Origin of the sequence: Nocardioides sp. AE5, from assembly GCF_031844485.1 — a bacterium.
Lineage (GTDB): Bacteria > Actinomycetota > Actinomycetes > Propionibacteriales > Nocardioidaceae > Nocardioides.
Map to the genome: position 1 here is coordinate 160216 of NZ_JAUZVI010000001.1, position 14917 is coordinate 175132.

The following is a 14917-nucleotide window of genomic DNA, read 5'->3' on the forward strand; positions in this document are numbered from 1 at the left end:
TTGATGCCCGGAAGCTCAATCGTTGCGCTCCGAGGATGCACGTGCAGGCGGAGTGCCGGGATCAGTTCGACGTCTCGGCTGCTGCCCGGATCGCCGCGGCCGTGAACGCGTCGGCCGGCAGGAAAGCTTCCACGGTGAGCTCGGCAAGGGCGATGTCCACTGCGGTGCTGAAGGTGGTGAGAGTCGAGATGAAGGAGAGGTCGCCGGCATCGGTGCGCAGGCGCAGCGGAACCGCGATCCGTCCCTCGGGCGAGGGATGCTCCTGGCCGCCGGGGTAGCCCGCAAGCTCGTCCGCAACCCGGCCAGCTCCTCGGAGCCGGTGATCGCAGCCTCCCGGCCGAGACGATCAAGGATGTGGCCGCGCCATTCGGCCAGGTTGACGATCCGGCTGCTCATCCCATCGGGGTGCAGGCTGACGCGGAGCACGTTGATCGGCGGCGAGAGAAGCTCGGGCGCCACCCCGGTGAGCATGGTCGCGATCGCGGCGTTGCCATGGACGAGATGCCAACCCCGGTCCACGACCAGGGCGGGGTAGGGCTCATATCCGGTAAGGATCATCTGCAGCGCATCCCGGATCGGCCCCATCTCCGCATCGTCCAGCGAGCGTTCGTCGTACGCCGGGGCAGGGCGTGTCGAGATGCCAGCCTCGGTCGAGACGTCGAGCTGGCTGCGACGCCTCCGGGTGCGCCAGGAGCGCAGCAGTGGTCCGATCGGTTGCGGTGCGGCCAACGCCGGAATGCTCATGTGGCCAGTCTGGTCGGGCAAGGTCATTGGCGCCATTACCCGCGGGGTCATCGACAAGACGTCGCCGTCGGCGCCAGCGTGGATGGCATGAACACGCAAATCAAGAACCCCGAAACCTCGACCGGATCATCCGCGCGCCCAGTGCTCCTGCTGGATGCCGGCATGTGCGCCCTCAGCGGCATTGCCAATCTGGCTGGCGCCCGTCTCCTGGATGACCTCCTTGGGCCCTCCGTCCTGACCCTGGCCGTGCTCGGTGGAGTGCTGCTCGTCTGGGCCGTCGGCCTGGATTGGGTGGCCGCCCGTCGCCCGATACCGACGGCCTGGGTTCGCGAGATCGCGCTGTTCAACCTGCTCTGGGTGGCCGGCTCGGTGGCTGCGCCCTTCCTCCTCGACCTGACCACGATCGGCATGATCTGGTGTGTGCTGCAGGCAGTGGTCGTCGCCGGCTTCGCCGCGGTGCAGTTGCGGGCGACGCGATGAGACATGAGTGAGGGTCACCCGCTCTCGGTGATCACGCGGACGCAGAAGGTGATCTGCCGAGAGAGGCGATTCGGCGCCACGCCCCGGTTCCGGTAATCTTTGCGACGGTGGCGTGTCCGAGCGGCCTAAGGAGAACGCCTCGAAAGCGTTTGTGGGTGCAAGCCCACCGAGGGTTCAAATCCCTCCGCCACCGCCAGTTGTGAGTGACGAAGCCTCGCCCGGAAGTCCCCGGGCGGGGTTTCGCTTTCACCAGCCCGCCGAGACCGCTGCGGGTGCCGCCCAGTGAGTCATCGGGCACGGCGCTCCGGGCGAGATCGAGTTTGGCGAGCCATCAGGATTGCGACCAGGGGATGCCGGGTCGAAGGTTCCCGGCACGAGGGGAAGTTTCGTCGTGAACAGGGGGACCGCGTTGGCAAGCACATCGGCAACGCCCGTCGTGAAGAACTGGCGGACGTGGCAGTTGTCGCAAAAGTTGCGACAACTGCGGCTGACGGGAAGACCTACCAGGTCTGATCCTGTCCGTCGGCCACCGCGTGAAGTCTCCGGATGGTGTCCACTTCCGACGCTGGGCCAACACCGTTCTGCGTGAGTACTTGATTCGTGGCGCGGTCACGAACGAGAAAAGCTCGAATCGACCGGCCGGGTCGTCGAGATCCTGTCCCGCTCGGCCGACGACATGGTTTCCGGAGTCGCCGACGTCCTGACCACCTATCTACCGGACCTCCGGCTGCTCCGGGGCTACGACGCGGGCCGAATCGACGGCGTGCCGGGAACCGAGCCCGGATGGACACTGAATGTCGACGAGGCCCGTACGGTGATCACCCAACTCGCTTCCGGCTTTCCCTAGGACACCTTGTTCGGCAAGGATCGGGACGGCTCATTCGAGGGAATCGTGGCGACGATCTATCAGTCATTCGGAGGAAGGGGAGCCATGGGGGCCGAGGAGCAGTTCCGCTCGTTCTACGACACCCACGTACGTCGCGTTGCCACCTTCGCCCTGGGCCTGTCCGGTGACCATGCCGAAGCGCGGGACCTGGCCCAGGAGGCCCTCGCCCGTGCCTGGTCACGGTGGCGGCAGGTGCGTGGCCACCCGCACCCCGAAGCGTGGCTGTTCACCGTCAAGTCGCACGCCGCGTGCGGGCAGGCGCGACTCGCCCGCGCCCTCGCCGACCCGACGGCCGATCCGGCGGACGTTCACCCCCACGCAGAACGGGAGGCACCACGATGACCACATCCCTGGAGAAACGCCTGGCTGACCTCGCCAAGACCGTCGCCACGCCCCGACTGCCGAGTGCCGACGACGCGATCGCGCGGCAACACCCTCCGGCGCCGACGTCGCACGGGCACGGTTGCGCTGGGTGCGGCCGGCGTACTGGGGGCGGGCATCGCAATGGCAGGAGGAGAACGCGGGCAAGACCCGCACCGTCACCGTCTATGAGTCCGACGGGATCACCGTGGTCGGCGAGTTCGTCATCGAAGGTTGAGCCGGACGTTCAGCGCGCGCGGACGAGCACGATGGCGGACGCGGCGTCGTCGTAGTTCCGGTTGCCGGGGTAGTACCACCGATACTCGACCGTCGCGGGCGGGACGAAGTTGATGATGCCCCGGCCGGCCGAGTTGGTCCGTGTGGCCGCGACGTTGACCCAGGCCCCGTCGCGTCGCACCTGCAGGGAGAGCAACTGGTTGCTCAGTGCGCGGCCGTCGGAGGAGAGCACGGTGGAGACCTTGGTGCGTGACGGATCACCGGACATGCTCATCGACAGTGACGCGGTCTTCTTGTTGGAGGCCGCAGCGACCCAGAACTCCGGGGTGGTGGAGGCGGCGTACTTCGAGTTGCCCCCATAGGACCAGCGGTGCGGACCGGACTCGACCGGGCGCAGGTTGACGATCATCCGACCGGCGGAGTTGGTCCGCGCGGCAGCGACGTTGACCCAGCGTCCATCACGCAACGTCTGCAGGGAGACCAGCTGGTTGGCGAGGTGGTGGCCGCCCGAGGCGAGCACGGCAGAAACCTTCGTGCCGCCGGGGATCTTCGCCGCAGCAGGGAGCATCGCAGTGGGCCGACGCACGGCCACCACCTGGCTGCGGGTGGCGGTGCGGGACGTGCCGTGCTCGCGGGCCGTCACGCCCACGGTGACCTGGCCGGAGGTCGTTGTGGACGTGCAGGTGAGCCTGGCGGTGTTCCCCGAGGGCCGCACGGAGCAGTCGCTGCGCCCCGAGACCGACCAGTTGTAGGAGGCCGGGTGGTTCGCGGTGGCGGTCAGCAGCAGGCCGTTCGCGGAGCCACCGGTGACCGCTCCGTTGCTCGGCGCCAGGCCCACGGTGAAGGGCTTCGCCACGATCATCACGTGGGCCGTCACCGTCGATTCGGCGCCGTCGTCGGTGTATCCGGTGGCCCGCACAGACAGGCCCCGGGCAGGCATGTCGATCGGGCAGGACAAGGTCGCCGATATCCCCTGGGGAGTCAAGGTGCACCGCTCGGAGTCGATGCCCTCGGCCTCCCAGATCACGGTGGCTTCCCGGGACGTGGTGACGGTCCACGTGCTCGACGTGCCGGCGTCCATGCTGCTCGTCGCGGGCGAGATCTCCATGCCCAGAGGCGGGATGTACGCCGCGATCTCGACGTCGCGCGTGATGGTCGACTGTTCGGCATTGGCGCCGGTGAGGACGAGGGAGACCGGGACCGTGCCCACGGGGGCGTCCTCGGCACAGGTGATCGCCACCGCGGCCTGCGTGGTGCCTGCCATCGAGCAGGAGTCGATGTCGTCCTGCCAGGCGAAGGTGAACGGCGGCAGGCCGTTGCTGGTCTGGGCGCGCAGGGTCACCGTCGCACCGGCGCGCAGCGGTCCACCGGTGATGTCGGCGTCCGGCGTGGTGGAGCGTACGACGGACACCTTGGTGCGGGCGTGGACGGTGCGGCCGTCGACGTCCCCTGTCGCGGAGATCCAGATCGGCCGGTTCCTGGCGCCCCGGAGCACGGAGGTGGTGCAGGTCATCGTGGTGGTCCGTGCTGACGGGTTCTCGAAGGTGCAACCCGGGGTCTGCACCGCCCATGCCACGGGCACGTCGCTGGGCAGCGCGGTGGAGACGGTCGTGGCGACGTTCGTGGCCACCTGGGTCGGCACGTCCAGCCCGACCACGTCGCCGCCGAGGTCATCCACGCGATCGAGGAACGCGGAGTCGGCAGAGTTCCAGTGCGTCTCGAGCCAGGATCCCGCCGCAGGCGAGATGCTGAAGTAGTCGTCTTCGCCGCAGTCCAGGGGCAGGCCCCAGGCGTCCGAGCACGCCTCGCCGGGGGTGATGTTGGAGCCGTCGGTGTAGCACATCACGTCGGTTGCCGAATCGGTGCAGTGGCCATAGCCGGTGGCGTGCGGGGCGTCGTCCTGGACCGCGCCGAGCATGTGCAGCAACTCGTGCGCGAACGCGGCAGGGTGGTTCTCCCGGGCCAGCCAGCAGTCGGAATCGACCCGGGCATAGGTCGCGTGCTGGTTCCCGTTGTTGTGGTTCTCCTGTCCGGGGCGATCGTCCTCATAGATGTGGGCGATCCCGCAGGTGGAGCCGGCCAGGCGCGCGCCCTCGGTGAAGGTGAGGTACTTCCGCTGCCTGTCGTCGTACCCCGCCGCGGCCAGCGGCTTCCACCAGTCATCGAAGCTGCGCAGGGTGTTGTCCGGGACGACGGCCTCGGTGATGCTCGGCACGCAGTTGGCGTCGGCGAGCCAGCGCACGCGCCGCCCCTCGCCGGGCTGGTCGGAGGCCAGGGCGAGGATGTCGTCGACGTGGGCGATCTCCTCGAGGAAGGCGGCCCGCATCTCCTCCAACCGGGACTCGTCGGACGCCTCGCGGACATAGAGCACCTGCACCCGCAGCCCGTCCTGCCCGGTGCCGGAGCACGACGGAGCGACGTGGAACGGCAGTCCCTTCACCTTGCCCTGCCCGCTCGGACGGTAGGTGCCGTCCGTGGTGCGCGCGGTGCGGCGTCCATCGGGGCCGGCAAGGGCGGGGTCGAGGCCGGCTGCCTCGTAGAGCGACGCGGTGTCGGTCGGCCCGGCAAGGGCAGGCCAGGGCTCCGCAATGGTGATCAGTTCCGGAGTCGGTTCGCCCGGCGTCGGGGCGGCCGGGTCGGCCCCAGCTGGCGCAGCGAGCAACGTGCTCGACAGGGCAAGTGCGGAGAGGAGGGCGGCTGCACGCAACTCAAGGGTCCTAACTCAGGCGGGTACGCCGTCCCGAGCGCGGCTGGCGTCGGAGACATTCCACCATGTCGGGAGCGCCGCGTGGCGCAAACCGGGGTTTCTGCCCAGGGCGACGGGTCACCCGACGTACGGCGGCTCCTTGCGCAACTCCACCTTGGCGATCGTACGGCGGTGCACGGCGTCGGGTCCGTCGACGATGCGCAGCACCCGCGCCCAGGCATAGAAGCCGGCCAGGACGGTGTCGTCGCTGACGCCCATCGCGCCGAACACCTCGATCGCCCGGTCGATCACCGCGATCGCGACCGCAGGGGCGGAGACCTTGATCTCGGAGATCTCGGCCCGGGCGCCCTTGGCGCCGTGCTGGTCGATCAGCCACGCTGCCTGGTAGACGAGGAGGCGGGCCTGGTCGATCTCGATGCGCGAGTTGGCGATCGCGTCCTGCACGTTCGCATAGTCGGCCAGGTGCTTGCCGAAGGCGACCCGCGACTTGGCCCGGTCGACCATCAGCGCCAGGGCGCGTTCGGCCATCCCGATGGCGCGCATCGCGTGGTGGATCCGCCCGGGGCCGAGGCGGGCCTGGGCGATGGCGAACCCGTCGCCCTCGCCGGCGAGGAGGTTGCTGGCGGGCACCCGGACATTGTTGAAGACGATCTGGGAGTGTCCGTGCTGGTCCTGGTAGCCGAAGACCGGCAGGTGCCGCTCGATGGTGACGCCGGGGGTGTCGCGCGGCACCAGGATCATCGACTGCTGGCGGTGGATCTCCGCCTCCGGGTCGGTCTTGCCCATCACGATGAAGATCTCGCAGCGCTCGTCGGCGACGCCGGTGATCCACCACTTGCGGCCGTTGATCACGTATTCGTCGCCGTCGCGGGTGATCGAGGTGGTGATGTTGGTGGCATCCGAGGAAGCCACGTCCGGTTCGGTCATCGCGAAGGCGGACCGGATCCGGCCGTCCAGCAGCGGCTCGAGCCAGCGCTCGCGCTGCTCCTCGGTGGCGAAGAGTTCGAGGGTCTCCATGTTCCCGGTGTCGGGCGCCTGGCAGTTGATCGCCTCCGGGGCGATCACCGGGGACCATCCGGAGATCTCCGCGACGGCGGCGTACTCGAGGTTCGACAGGCCGGACAACTGGGGCAGGAAGAGGTTCCACAGGCCGCGGCGCTTGGCCTCGGCCTTGAGTTCCTCGATCACCGGCGGGGTGCTGTGCTCACCGTGCTCGGCGAGGTACGCCGCCCACACCGGCTCGGCGGGGAAGACGTGGGAGCGCATGAAGTCCCACATTTCCTCGCTGGTTTCCTGGGCGCGGGCAGAGAGTGCAAAGTCCACGGGTTCTCCTGGGGTAGGGGGTGCTGCTCAGGGGGGGTCAGAGGTGGGCCAGGCCGGCGACGGCCAGCCCCTGGATCTCGTCGTCGAGGTCGCCGAAGTCCTGGCCGCCCATGGCGCCTGCCTTGGAGCGGGCCGAGACGCCCTGGGCGATGACGGCAAACTTGAAGTGGGCGAAGGCCTGGTAATAGCCCATGTCGGACAGGTCGGCGCCGGAGCGTGCGGCGTATCGCTCCAGCATCGCGTCGCGGTCGGGGAAGCCGGGCAGGTGGGTGACGCCGGGGATCAGGCTGAGCTGGCCCTCGTCGGCGTTGCGCCAGAAGAGCATCAGCAGCGCCACGTCGGTCAACGGGTCGCCCAGCGTGGAGAGTTCCCAGTCCAGGACGGCGTTGATCCGGGCCGGGTCGTCGGCGTCGTGGACCACGTTGTCGGTGCGGTAGTCGCCGTGCACGATGGTGGAGCGCTGCTGGGTGGGCACGGCGGCGGCCAGGCGACGGCCCAGTTCGTCGATCTCGGGGACGTCGTGGGCCTTGCTGGCCTCCCACTGCCCGACCCACCGGCGGACCTGGCGGGCCATGAACCCTTCGGGGCGGCCGTAGTCACCCAGGCCCACCGCGTCCTGGTCGACCGCGTGCAGTGCGGCCAGGGTGTCGACGAACGCGTACGCCATCTGCTCGCGCTCGGCGGGGGTGGTGGCGAATCCCTCGGGCAGTTCGCCGCGGATCACGTGGCCGGGCACCCGCTCCATCACATAGCACTGAATGCCGATCAGGTCGCCCTCGTCGTGCAGCACCACCTTGGCCACGGGGACGTCGGTGCCGGCCAGGCCGCGCTGCACCCGCGCCTCGCGGCCCATGTCGTGCGCGGAGGGGAGCAGCTTGCCGGTCGGTGGCCGGCGCAGCACGAGTTCGCCTGCGTCGCTGCGCAGGAAGAAGGTCAGGTTCGACTTGCCGCCGGAGATCAGTTCGGTTTCGAACTCCGCCCACCGTTCGTCACCGGTGGCGGCGACCAGGGCGGGGGCGAGGCGGTCGTGCGGGATGAGCTCGGACGTGGACATGGGCGACCTCCCGGGGCAAGCACGGCTGAACGGGACCGAATGATCGTAGGGTGGGCGTTCAGACGGAGTCCAACATCGAGAGGTTGTTCAGCGTGACTGAACAGGAGGAGACCGGCGCCGCCGTACGCCGGGCCCGGCTGGCGCGGGGGTTGTCCCTGCGCGCCCTGGCCGGTCAACTGGGCGTCAGCCCGGCCACGCTCAGTGCGGTCGAGAACGGACGTACGCCGCTCAGTGTGCCCCGCCTCCAGCGGATCGCGGAGCTGCTCGAGGTGACGCCGGGCCAGCTGCTCCGCGCCGAACTCCCGGTCGCGCCCGCGCCGGTGGACCCGGCGCCCTCGGACTGGAGGTCGTTTGCCAACCTCGACCTGGGGCCGCTCCTGGAGGCCGCCACCCGGCTCTTCGTGCGCCAGGGATTCCACTCCACCTCGATCCGCGAGATCGCCGCCGAGGTCGGACTCAGTGTGGCCGGGGTCTATCACCACTACCCGAGCAAGGAACGGATCATGGCCCGGTTGATGGACACCACCATGGCAGAGATCCGTTGGCGTCTGATCGCCGCGCGCGACGACGGGGAGACGGCGGCAGAGCGGTTCGCGCTGATGGTCGAGTCCCTGGCGCTCTTCCACGTGGTCCGTGGCGATCTCGCCTTCCTCGGTGCCAGCGAGATGCGTGGCCTGACCGGCAAGAACCTGGCCCGCTCCACCCACCAGCGCGCCGAGGTGCAGCACATGCTCGACGAGCAGGCCGAGTTGGCCATCGCCGATGGCGACTTCACCACCCCCGAGCCGCGCACCGCGGCGCGGGCGATCGCCACCATGTGCACCTCGTTGCCGTCGTGGTTCCGCACCGACGGTCCGATCACCCCGGGCCAGGTGGCGCGCAGCTATGCGACGTACGCGGTGGCGATGATGCGCTCGGGGTGAGTCGGGGGCTGGCACGTACCGGGGGAGGAAGAGTGTGGATCCCGGTTGTAGTAGTGGGGTAGTCCTTGTTAGGGTTCCCTATCGGCCCGCAGTTTGGAGCGCCCCCACACAATCACCGGCAAGTTGCGCTCAGTTCAACCCTCGCCCACGCGATCGTCATACCGTGCGGGAAGAGTGGTCGACCTCGGTCCCCTGCATCTCCAGGATCTTCAAAGTGATCAGGAGAAGCGCGCAGTCCTCAGGTCGTGACCAATCCAAAGCCAGGATCTGCTTCACGCGGCGGAGCCGATACAGAACGGTGTTCCGGTGCAGAAAGAGCACTTCTGCTGTCTCACCGACGGATCCGGTTTGCAGGAACGCCAGCACCGTGTCCAGTAAGTCTGTGTCCAATCCCTCGCGGGCGGAGCGTGATCCGAGCACTTCTTCCAGCAAGTGCTCCCGGACATCGCCCAGGGACCACAACACCAGCCTGAGCCAGCCATCACGGATCCCCCACCGTCCTTTGGCGTCCATCGGCAAGCTGGACGTCAGCACCTTGGCCAACGACAGGGACTTCGGCATCTGTGCAAGCTCGGACGCGATCACATAGCCACATGTCACGTTGCGGAGCCAGTCATTGGGCAGTTGCGACTGTCCTGTCGGCAGTTGCGCGATGAGAGCGGGCCAAATTCCGGATTCGAAGTAGTGAGCAGGCGTCCCCAATGAACGCAGACGTGATGCCTCACGTGACAGATCGCCGTGGGACGTCGTGACCCCGATAGTTGCTACCCATCGCTGTTGGGCTTCACCCCCCAGATGCCTGGCGAGTGCGCTATTGGTTTCGGCCCCCCCACCGTCGCTGGAGATCACATCCTCCAAGAGCCGCGCCAGCGAACTGTCTCGCGGGCCTTCGACCACGGAGGCCGACCGATCTTTGAAGAACTCCTGCACATGGATCACCGTTTCCTCCCATAGTTGGTGAGGGTCCACCGGGGGTAGGTCAGGATGGTCCTGAACCCATGCGGCGTGCACCTCAAATGCCGTGCGCTGCGCGGTGCGCAGCAGGGCATGCAGGGTGTTCACCGCGACACCCAACGATGCGATCTCCATGGCCGCGCGGTCGACGGATTCCAAGAAACGTGGTGTGAGGACTGTCCCTGCGCAACGCAGGTAGAACATCTCCAGACACGCCTCAACGAATCTGCTGGTCACGCTAAGGGGGATCGAGGCCTGGTGACTACCCGGCCAGCCCTCCTCCAAGAATGCCGTCGCCACTCGCGCCGTGTCGTTGGGCAGGCACCTTAACAGGGACTCGCGCTGCTCAATCGAGTGCCAGGGCTCAACCCTGTGCACCTGCTCAATCGGTTCCTCGTTCATTGTGCATCTCCACATCGACACCCCCGGGCTGGACTGATGAGACTACCTACGAAAGAGATTCAGGTCACATGAGATCTGCGAGCATTCGGGATCTCTGATCGACCAGATGCTCAAGAAAGCCACCCAGTTCGAGCACACAACCTCAGGAGACCGCCTTGAAGAGGATCTGGAAAAAGTGGGCAGGGATCGCAACTGCGGGTCTTGTCATTGCGGGAATGATGAGTGCCTGCGGCACGGACTCGGGCAACTCCGCCCGGGAGCTGAGAATTGGCATCCTTTGGCCAGTCAGCGGGGCCAGCGCGGCAATCACTGCGGACTTTGTGGCTGGTGTCGAAACAGCGCTTGCCGACTACAAGGAACAACTCGATGACAGGGGCATCAGCACCAAGGTGATCATCGAGGACGATCAAGGAACTCCCAGCGTGGCGATCTCCGGCTTCCAGAAGCTGGCCAACAAGGACCAAGTCGATGTCGTTGTCGGGCCGCTCAATTCGAATAACTGCTTGGCGGTTCTCCCTGTCGCAGATCGCGCCGGCATCGCCACCATCGTGACAGGAACGGCCCCCAGCCTCGCCGAGGGCGGCTGGAAGACCTTCGTCCGGGGAACCTCTCCAAACAGGGTTCAGGTCAACACCCTGGTTGAGTACGCCGTCAACGATGGTGGCTGGAAGAACATCGTCGTGATCCACCAAGAGACCGAGTACGGCGACGACCTCCGCGACAACACCATCACCGCCGCCAAGGAGCGCGGGGCCGAGGTGGTCGAAACTATTGCCTATGCACCTGGCACGACCAACTTCCTGAGCATCGCGACCAAGACCAAGAACCGCAACCCCGACGGCGTGATCGTGGCCGGGTTGGGCGGAGAGTCCGTGTCGGTGATCAAGCAGTTGCTGGATGCCGGTGTGGCCTCGTCCAAGATTGGCGCATACGGCGGAACTGACGCGAACGTCGTGGAGGAAGTGATTCCGGCCAAGGACCGCGATGGTATGCTCCTTATCTCCGGTTTCACCGACAAGGCAGCGGAGTTGCAGACCGACGATGCCAAGGCGTTCGTCGCCGACTATCAGGCGCGTCGTGGCCACAAGCCTCAGCTCTACGGTGCGATCGGTTATGTCCAGGGACAGATGATCATCAACGCGGCGTTGGGAATCGACGGCGAGATCGACAAGAAGTCGATGCTGGACGCGCTGACGACAAGGAAGCCGTTCCAGTCGGTTCTGGGCGAGGTCGTCCTGGCGGACAGCAATGAACTCTTGGTTCCCCTCTGGGTGCAGAAGTACGACAAGGCCGGAGAGGCGTCGCCCGTGCACTTCTACGTCGACCCAGCGGCTAAGTCCTGACCGCCGATGTCTGGGCCGGGTCCGCCCTGGCCCCGGCCCAGACATCCAACCGTCACCTGTCGGCACTCACGAAGGTCATCGCATGGACGTCCTCACTCAACAGCTCCTCAACGGCGCCACGACAGGGATGACCCTGGCTTTGATAGCGCTGGGCATCAACCTCATCTTCGGCCTGTTCAACTTCGTCAACTTCGCCCACGGCGCGTTCTACGTCCTTGGGGGCTATCTCGCCATCACGGCGATGAGCTCCTTGGGGATGAACTACTGGGTGGCCCTTGTGCTGGTGGCCATCTGTTGCGGACTGCTCGGCATGGTTCTTGACTTCACAATCTTCCAGCGGATTCTGGGACGTGACCCCAACGAATCAATGATCCTCACCTTTGGGCTAGCCCTGGTGATCGAGGAGACGATCAGGCTCACCTGGGGGCCGACCCCTCGCAATATTCGGTCCCCGTTGAGCGAAGAGCGGGTCTCTTTCCTCGGCCTCTATCTGAACGCTCAGTTGCTGTTCGCGCTTATTGGTTCCTTCGTAGTGATTGGCTTGATCAGCTTGCTGATCGCACGCACCACGTTTGGTCTCAGGGTCCGCGCGATGACCCAGGACTTCGAGATGGCTCAACTCAACGGGGTTCGGGTGAAGAACCTCAGTGCCGGAGTGTGGTTCCTCGGCGCAGCCACGACCGGTTTGGCCGGGATCATGATTCTTCCCGCCTTCACTTTGGAGACCTCAGGAATCCTGCCCACCGCAGTCATGGCCTTCGCGGTCGTGATCATCGGCGGTCTCGGATCCATGTGGGGCAGCGTCGTTGCCGGGCTGCTGTTGGGCCTGAGCACAAGCCTGGTCGAGGCCTATCTGGCAACAGGCATGACTGACATCACCGCGTACTCACTGCTGTTGATCGCTCTGTGGCTTCGCCCACAAGGACTGGCCGGAAAGAAGGTTGCGGCGTGACCGAGACCCCCATGACATCTCCCGCGCACGCGGCGGAGTCACTCACACCAGCGAGTTCAGTGGACTACCCCTATGCCCACACCTCGCTGCTGCCTCTAGTAGGGACGCTGGCTGTCCTTGCGCTGTTGCCCGCGGTGTTCCTCGCCGGCGATCTGTACATGCTTTCGGTCCTTGCCGGGGCCTTCCTCACCGCCGCAGCATGCGTCGGTCTAGCCATCGTGACTGGTTGGGCGAAGTTGCTCTCCTTCAGCCAAGGAGCGATCTACGGCGTTGGCGCCTATGCAGCAGGGATCATTGCGACCCGCCACGACGTACCTATGTGGCTGATTATGACGGTCTCAATCCTCGCCGGGGCCTTGACTGGTTTGGTTCTCGCGTTGCCTACGCTTCGACTGCAAGGCGCCTACTTCGGAATCGCCACCATCGGGATCCAGATGCTCATCATTGGCCTGCTGGTCAAGGGCGGCGACCTCACCGGCGGGCCCACAGGAATCGCGGGGCTCCCCTTGCCCACCGTGTGGGGCAAGGAACTGTTCGAACCTGGCGAGCTCTACTACTTGACTTTGGCATGGCTCGCTGTGGTCTCGCTGCTGGCAGGCTGGCTGTGGCGCAGTCGGATCGGTTGGGAGATTCGACTTACCGGCCACAACAGCGGCCTGGCCGACGCGTTCGGCATCCCCGTCGTACGGCGCAAGGTGATCGCTTTCATGCTCGCCTCTGGGATCGGCGCAGGGACCGGCTGCCTGCACGCATACGTCTACGGAGTTATCGATCCGTTCGGCTTCGGGATCCAGTTCAGCGCTGTGCTTCTCATCATCGTCCTGCTGGGCGGGAAACACGGCAGGGTGCTCGCCACCATGGTGGCCGCCATCTTGATCACGCTGCTCCCCGAGTACCTGCGCAGTTTCGCAGACATCCGCTTGCTCGTGTACGGGCTCGTAGTGATCTGTCTGGTGCTCTTCGCCCCGGGAGGACTGTCGGGTCTGTGGGACCGAGCCTGGTCTCTGTTCCGAGGTTTCGCGACGAACTCGAAGGGGGCGACCCTGAAATGACCGACACCACTCCTCTACTGGCCCTCCAGAGTCTGACCAAAGGTTACGGCGGCGTCCTGGCCGTGGACTCTGTCTCCTTTGACGTCCGAGCCGGCACGGTCCACGGCTTGATCGGCCCCAATGGTGCCGGCAAGACCACCACGTTCAACATGATCTGTGGGGCCACTGTGGCGGACTCGGGGTCCATCCGACACAACGGCGAAGAGTTGACCAGGGCACCCGGTTGGAAGCGGGCTAGCCGGGGAATCACCCGAACGTTCCAGAACATCAGTCTGGTTCCGGAGTACACCGTCCACGAGAACGTCTTCTTGGGCAGCCTCCCCAGCCTGACCAAGGGGAAGCGTGGTCGAGCACGAACCCAGCGCTACGACCATGCATGGGCTGCAGTGGCGGCCCTCCTAGATGACTTCGATCTCTCGTCCGTGGCTTCACGCCTTGCTGCGGAGGTTCCTGCGCCGGTGCAGAAAAGAGTGGAGTTGGCCCGCGCCTTGGCGGCTCAACCGAGCCTGCTCCTCCTGGACGAACCCGTAGCGGGCATGACCGAATCCGAGCGCAGTGAAGTGCTCATGGCGATCGAGAAGGTGCGCGCCACCGCCACCATCTTGCTGGTGGAGCACGACATGAAGTTCGTGATGTCGGCCTGCGATCGCCTGACGGTGCTGGACCGGGGTCGACTCATCGCTGACGGCCTCCCAGACGACGTCCGCGCCGACGAAGAAGTGATCAAAGCCTACTTGGGAGCAGAGGCATGAACAGCGAAGCGCTGCTACACGTCGATCGCGTCACAATCACCTATCGCGGCGGATTCAAGGCCGTCGACGATGTCACTTTCTCGGTGGGGTGTGGCCAAGTGATGGTGCTCTTGGGCGCAAACGGCTCGGGCAAGAGTTCGCTGCTGCGCTCCATTGCGGGACTGCATTCACCCGCCTCGGGCGAACTGCGCTATCTCGGGCAGTCCATTGGCCAGGTGCCAGCACACCGCGGTCTGTCCTTGGGCATCTCCTTGGTTCCAGAAGGGCGGCGAATCTATCCGGACCTCTCGGTCAACGACAACCTGCGATGCGGTTTCTTCGCCTCGGGTTCTCGCGCCGAGCGCAAACGGTTGCTGGTAGAGCGCACCGAACAGGTCCTGGACCTGTTCCCAGATCTTTCTGATCGACTGGCGCAAACTGGCGGCTCGTTATCTGGTGGGCAACAGCAAATGCTGGCCATCGGCCGGGGTTTGATGTCTGCGCCGCAACTCTTGATGCTCGATGAGCCATCCCTCGGAGTTGCTCCCACCCTAGTGGGCGAGATTTACGAGGCCCTCGACCTACTGCGCCAGCGAGGCACCTCGATCCTGTTGGTGGAGCAGTACGCCGCGCTCGCGTTGGACGCCGCTGATCATGCGGTGGTTCTCGCCAATGGACGCGTTGTGAGCGAGGGCACCCCGGACGAGCTGCGTACCGGACAAGGAATGCGCGATGCCTACTTCTGAGCACTCCGCTGCAACCGGACGTG

Annotated in this window: 15 protein-coding genes and 1 tRNA gene; 11 read left to right on the top strand and 5 right to left on the bottom strand. The window is 66.0% G+C overall.

All coding sequences use genetic code 11. The features are described from left to right. Window positions 1-15: 15 nt before the first annotated feature. On the bottom strand, window positions 16-744 hold the full coding sequence (locus tag Q9R27_RS00695) for a hypothetical protein (RefSeq protein ID WP_311250401.1): 729 nt from the start codon (window positions 742-744) through the stop codon (window positions 16-18). A gap of 87 nt (window positions 745-831) precedes the next feature. On the opposite strand from Q9R27_RS00695, the gene Q9R27_RS00700 reads away from it, so the two are divergent. From Q9R27_RS00700 to Q9R27_RS00720, 5 genes are all read left to right on the top strand, one after another. Further along, entirely contained in the window at window positions 832-1224 is a 393-nt protein-coding gene (locus tag Q9R27_RS00700; RefSeq protein WP_311250402.1) for a hypothetical protein, read from the top strand. A gap of 106 nt (window positions 1225-1330) precedes the next feature. Then, window positions 1331-1420: transfer RNA gene (locus tag Q9R27_RS00705), tRNA-Ser, on the top strand. Window positions 1421-1739: 319 nt separating this feature from the next. Beyond that, a complete protein-coding gene (rhuM, locus tag Q9R27_RS00710; protein WP_311250842.1) occupies window positions 1740-1928 on the top strand; it encodes a RhuM family protein in 189 nt (62 codons plus the stop codon). Window positions 1929-2155: 227 nt separating this feature from the next. Next, complete coding sequence (locus Q9R27_RS00715; RefSeq protein ID WP_311250403.1) at window positions 2156-2452, top strand: sigma factor; 297 nt, start codon at window positions 2156-2158, stop codon at window positions 2450-2452. A 121-nt stretch (window positions 2453-2573) separates the two neighbouring features. Further along, complete coding sequence (locus tag Q9R27_RS00720) at window positions 2574-2708, top strand: hypothetical protein (protein ID WP_311250404.1); 135 nt, start codon at window positions 2574-2576, stop codon at window positions 2706-2708. A gap of 9 nt (window positions 2709-2717) precedes the next feature. On the opposite strand, the gene Q9R27_RS00725 is transcribed toward Q9R27_RS00720, so the two are convergent. The 3 genes from Q9R27_RS00725 to Q9R27_RS00735 all read right to left on the bottom strand — a co-directional run bounded on the left by Q9R27_RS00725 (window position 2718) and on the right by Q9R27_RS00735 (window position 7791). Further along, window positions 2718-5414, bottom strand: a complete 2697-nt coding sequence (locus Q9R27_RS00725; protein ID WP_311250405.1) for a hypothetical protein — start codon at window positions 5412-5414, stop codon at window positions 2718-2720. Between the two features lie 117 nt (window positions 5415-5531). Beyond that, window positions 5532-6737 (bottom strand): acyl-CoA dehydrogenase family protein, encoded by a 1206-nt coding sequence (locus tag Q9R27_RS00730; RefSeq protein WP_311250406.1) that lies wholly within the window; start codon window positions 6735-6737, stop codon window positions 5532-5534. Window positions 6738-6774: 37 nt separating this feature from the next. Then, complete coding sequence (locus Q9R27_RS00735; RefSeq protein WP_311250407.1) at window positions 6775-7791, bottom strand: phosphotransferase family protein; 1017 nt, start codon at window positions 7789-7791, stop codon at window positions 6775-6777. A gap of 92 nt (window positions 7792-7883) precedes the next feature. Here Q9R27_RS00735 and Q9R27_RS00740 point away from each other — a divergent pair, with 92 nt between their 5' ends. Beyond that, the gene (locus Q9R27_RS00740) at window positions 7884-8714 is read left to right on the top strand and encodes a TetR family transcriptional regulator (protein WP_311250408.1); all 831 of its coding nucleotides are present in this window, start codon (window positions 7884-7886) and stop codon (window positions 8712-8714) included. A 156-nt stretch (window positions 8715-8870) separates the two neighbouring features. Here Q9R27_RS00740 and Q9R27_RS00745 read toward each other — a convergent pair whose 3' ends face one another. Further along, window positions 8871-10070, bottom strand: a complete 1200-nt coding sequence (locus Q9R27_RS00745; RefSeq protein WP_311250409.1) for a helix-turn-helix domain-containing protein — start codon at window positions 10068-10070, stop codon at window positions 8871-8873. Between the two features lie 155 nt (window positions 10071-10225). Between Q9R27_RS00745 and Q9R27_RS00750 the strand changes: the two genes are divergently transcribed. The 5 genes from Q9R27_RS00750 to Q9R27_RS00770 all read left to right on the top strand — a co-directional run bounded on the left by Q9R27_RS00750 (window position 10226) and on the right by Q9R27_RS00770 (window position 14894). Then, the gene (locus Q9R27_RS00750) at window positions 10226-11413 is read left to right on the top strand and encodes a branched-chain amino acid ABC transporter substrate-binding protein (RefSeq protein WP_311250410.1); all 1188 of its coding nucleotides are present in this window, start codon (window positions 10226-10228) and stop codon (window positions 11411-11413) included. Between the two features lie 82 nt (window positions 11414-11495). Next, a complete protein-coding gene (locus tag Q9R27_RS00755; RefSeq protein ID WP_311250411.1) occupies window positions 11496-12365 on the top strand; it encodes a branched-chain amino acid ABC transporter permease in 870 nt (289 codons plus the stop codon). Continuing rightward, complete coding sequence (locus Q9R27_RS00760; protein WP_311250412.1) at window positions 12362-13417, top strand: branched-chain amino acid ABC transporter permease; 1056 nt, start codon at window positions 12362-12364, stop codon at window positions 13415-13417. Before Q9R27_RS00755 ends, Q9R27_RS00760 begins: the two co-directional genes overlap by 4 nt. After that, a complete protein-coding gene (locus Q9R27_RS00765) occupies window positions 13414-14169 on the top strand; it encodes an ABC transporter ATP-binding protein (protein WP_311250413.1) in 756 nt (251 codons plus the stop codon). The genes Q9R27_RS00760 and Q9R27_RS00765 overlap by 4 nt, the downstream gene beginning before the upstream one ends. Beyond that, window positions 14166-14894, top strand: coding sequence for an ABC transporter ATP-binding protein (locus Q9R27_RS00770; RefSeq protein ID WP_311250414.1), 729 nt, complete (start codon window positions 14166-14168; stop codon window positions 14892-14894). The genes Q9R27_RS00765 and Q9R27_RS00770 overlap by 4 nt, the downstream gene beginning before the upstream one ends. Window positions 14895-14917 lie beyond the last annotated feature (23 nt).

What these genes read in the sequence shown, in the direction of transcription:
- Q9R27_RS00715 (WP_311250403.1), top strand. Translation starts at nt 2,156, where the DNA reads ATGGGGGCCGAGGAGCAGTTCCGCTCGTTCTACGACACCCACGTACGT.
- Q9R27_RS00765 (WP_311250413.1), top strand. Translation starts at nt 13,414, where the DNA reads ATGACCGACACCACTCCTCTACTGGCCCTCCAGAGTCTGACCAAAGGT.
- Q9R27_RS00695 (WP_311250401.1), bottom strand. Translation starts at nt 744, where the DNA reads ATGAGCATTCCGGCGTTGGCCGCACCGCAACCGATCGGACCACTGCTG.
- Q9R27_RS00735 (WP_311250407.1), bottom strand. Translation starts at nt 7,791, where the DNA reads ATGTCCACGTCCGAGCTCATCCCGCACGACCGCCTCGCCCCCGCCCTG.
- Q9R27_RS00755 (WP_311250411.1), top strand. Translation starts at nt 11,496, where the DNA reads ATGGACGTCCTCACTCAACAGCTCCTCAACGGCGCCACGACAGGGATG.
- Q9R27_RS00700 (WP_311250402.1), top strand. Translation starts at nt 832, where the DNA reads ATGAACACGCAAATCAAGAACCCCGAAACCTCGACCGGATCATCCGCG.
- Q9R27_RS00770 (WP_311250414.1), top strand. Translation starts at nt 14,166, where the DNA reads ATGAACAGCGAAGCGCTGCTACACGTCGATCGCGTCACAATCACCTAT.
- Q9R27_RS00745 (WP_311250409.1), bottom strand. Translation starts at nt 10,070, where the DNA reads ATGAACGAGGAACCGATTGAGCAGGTGCACAGGGTTGAGCCCTGGCAC.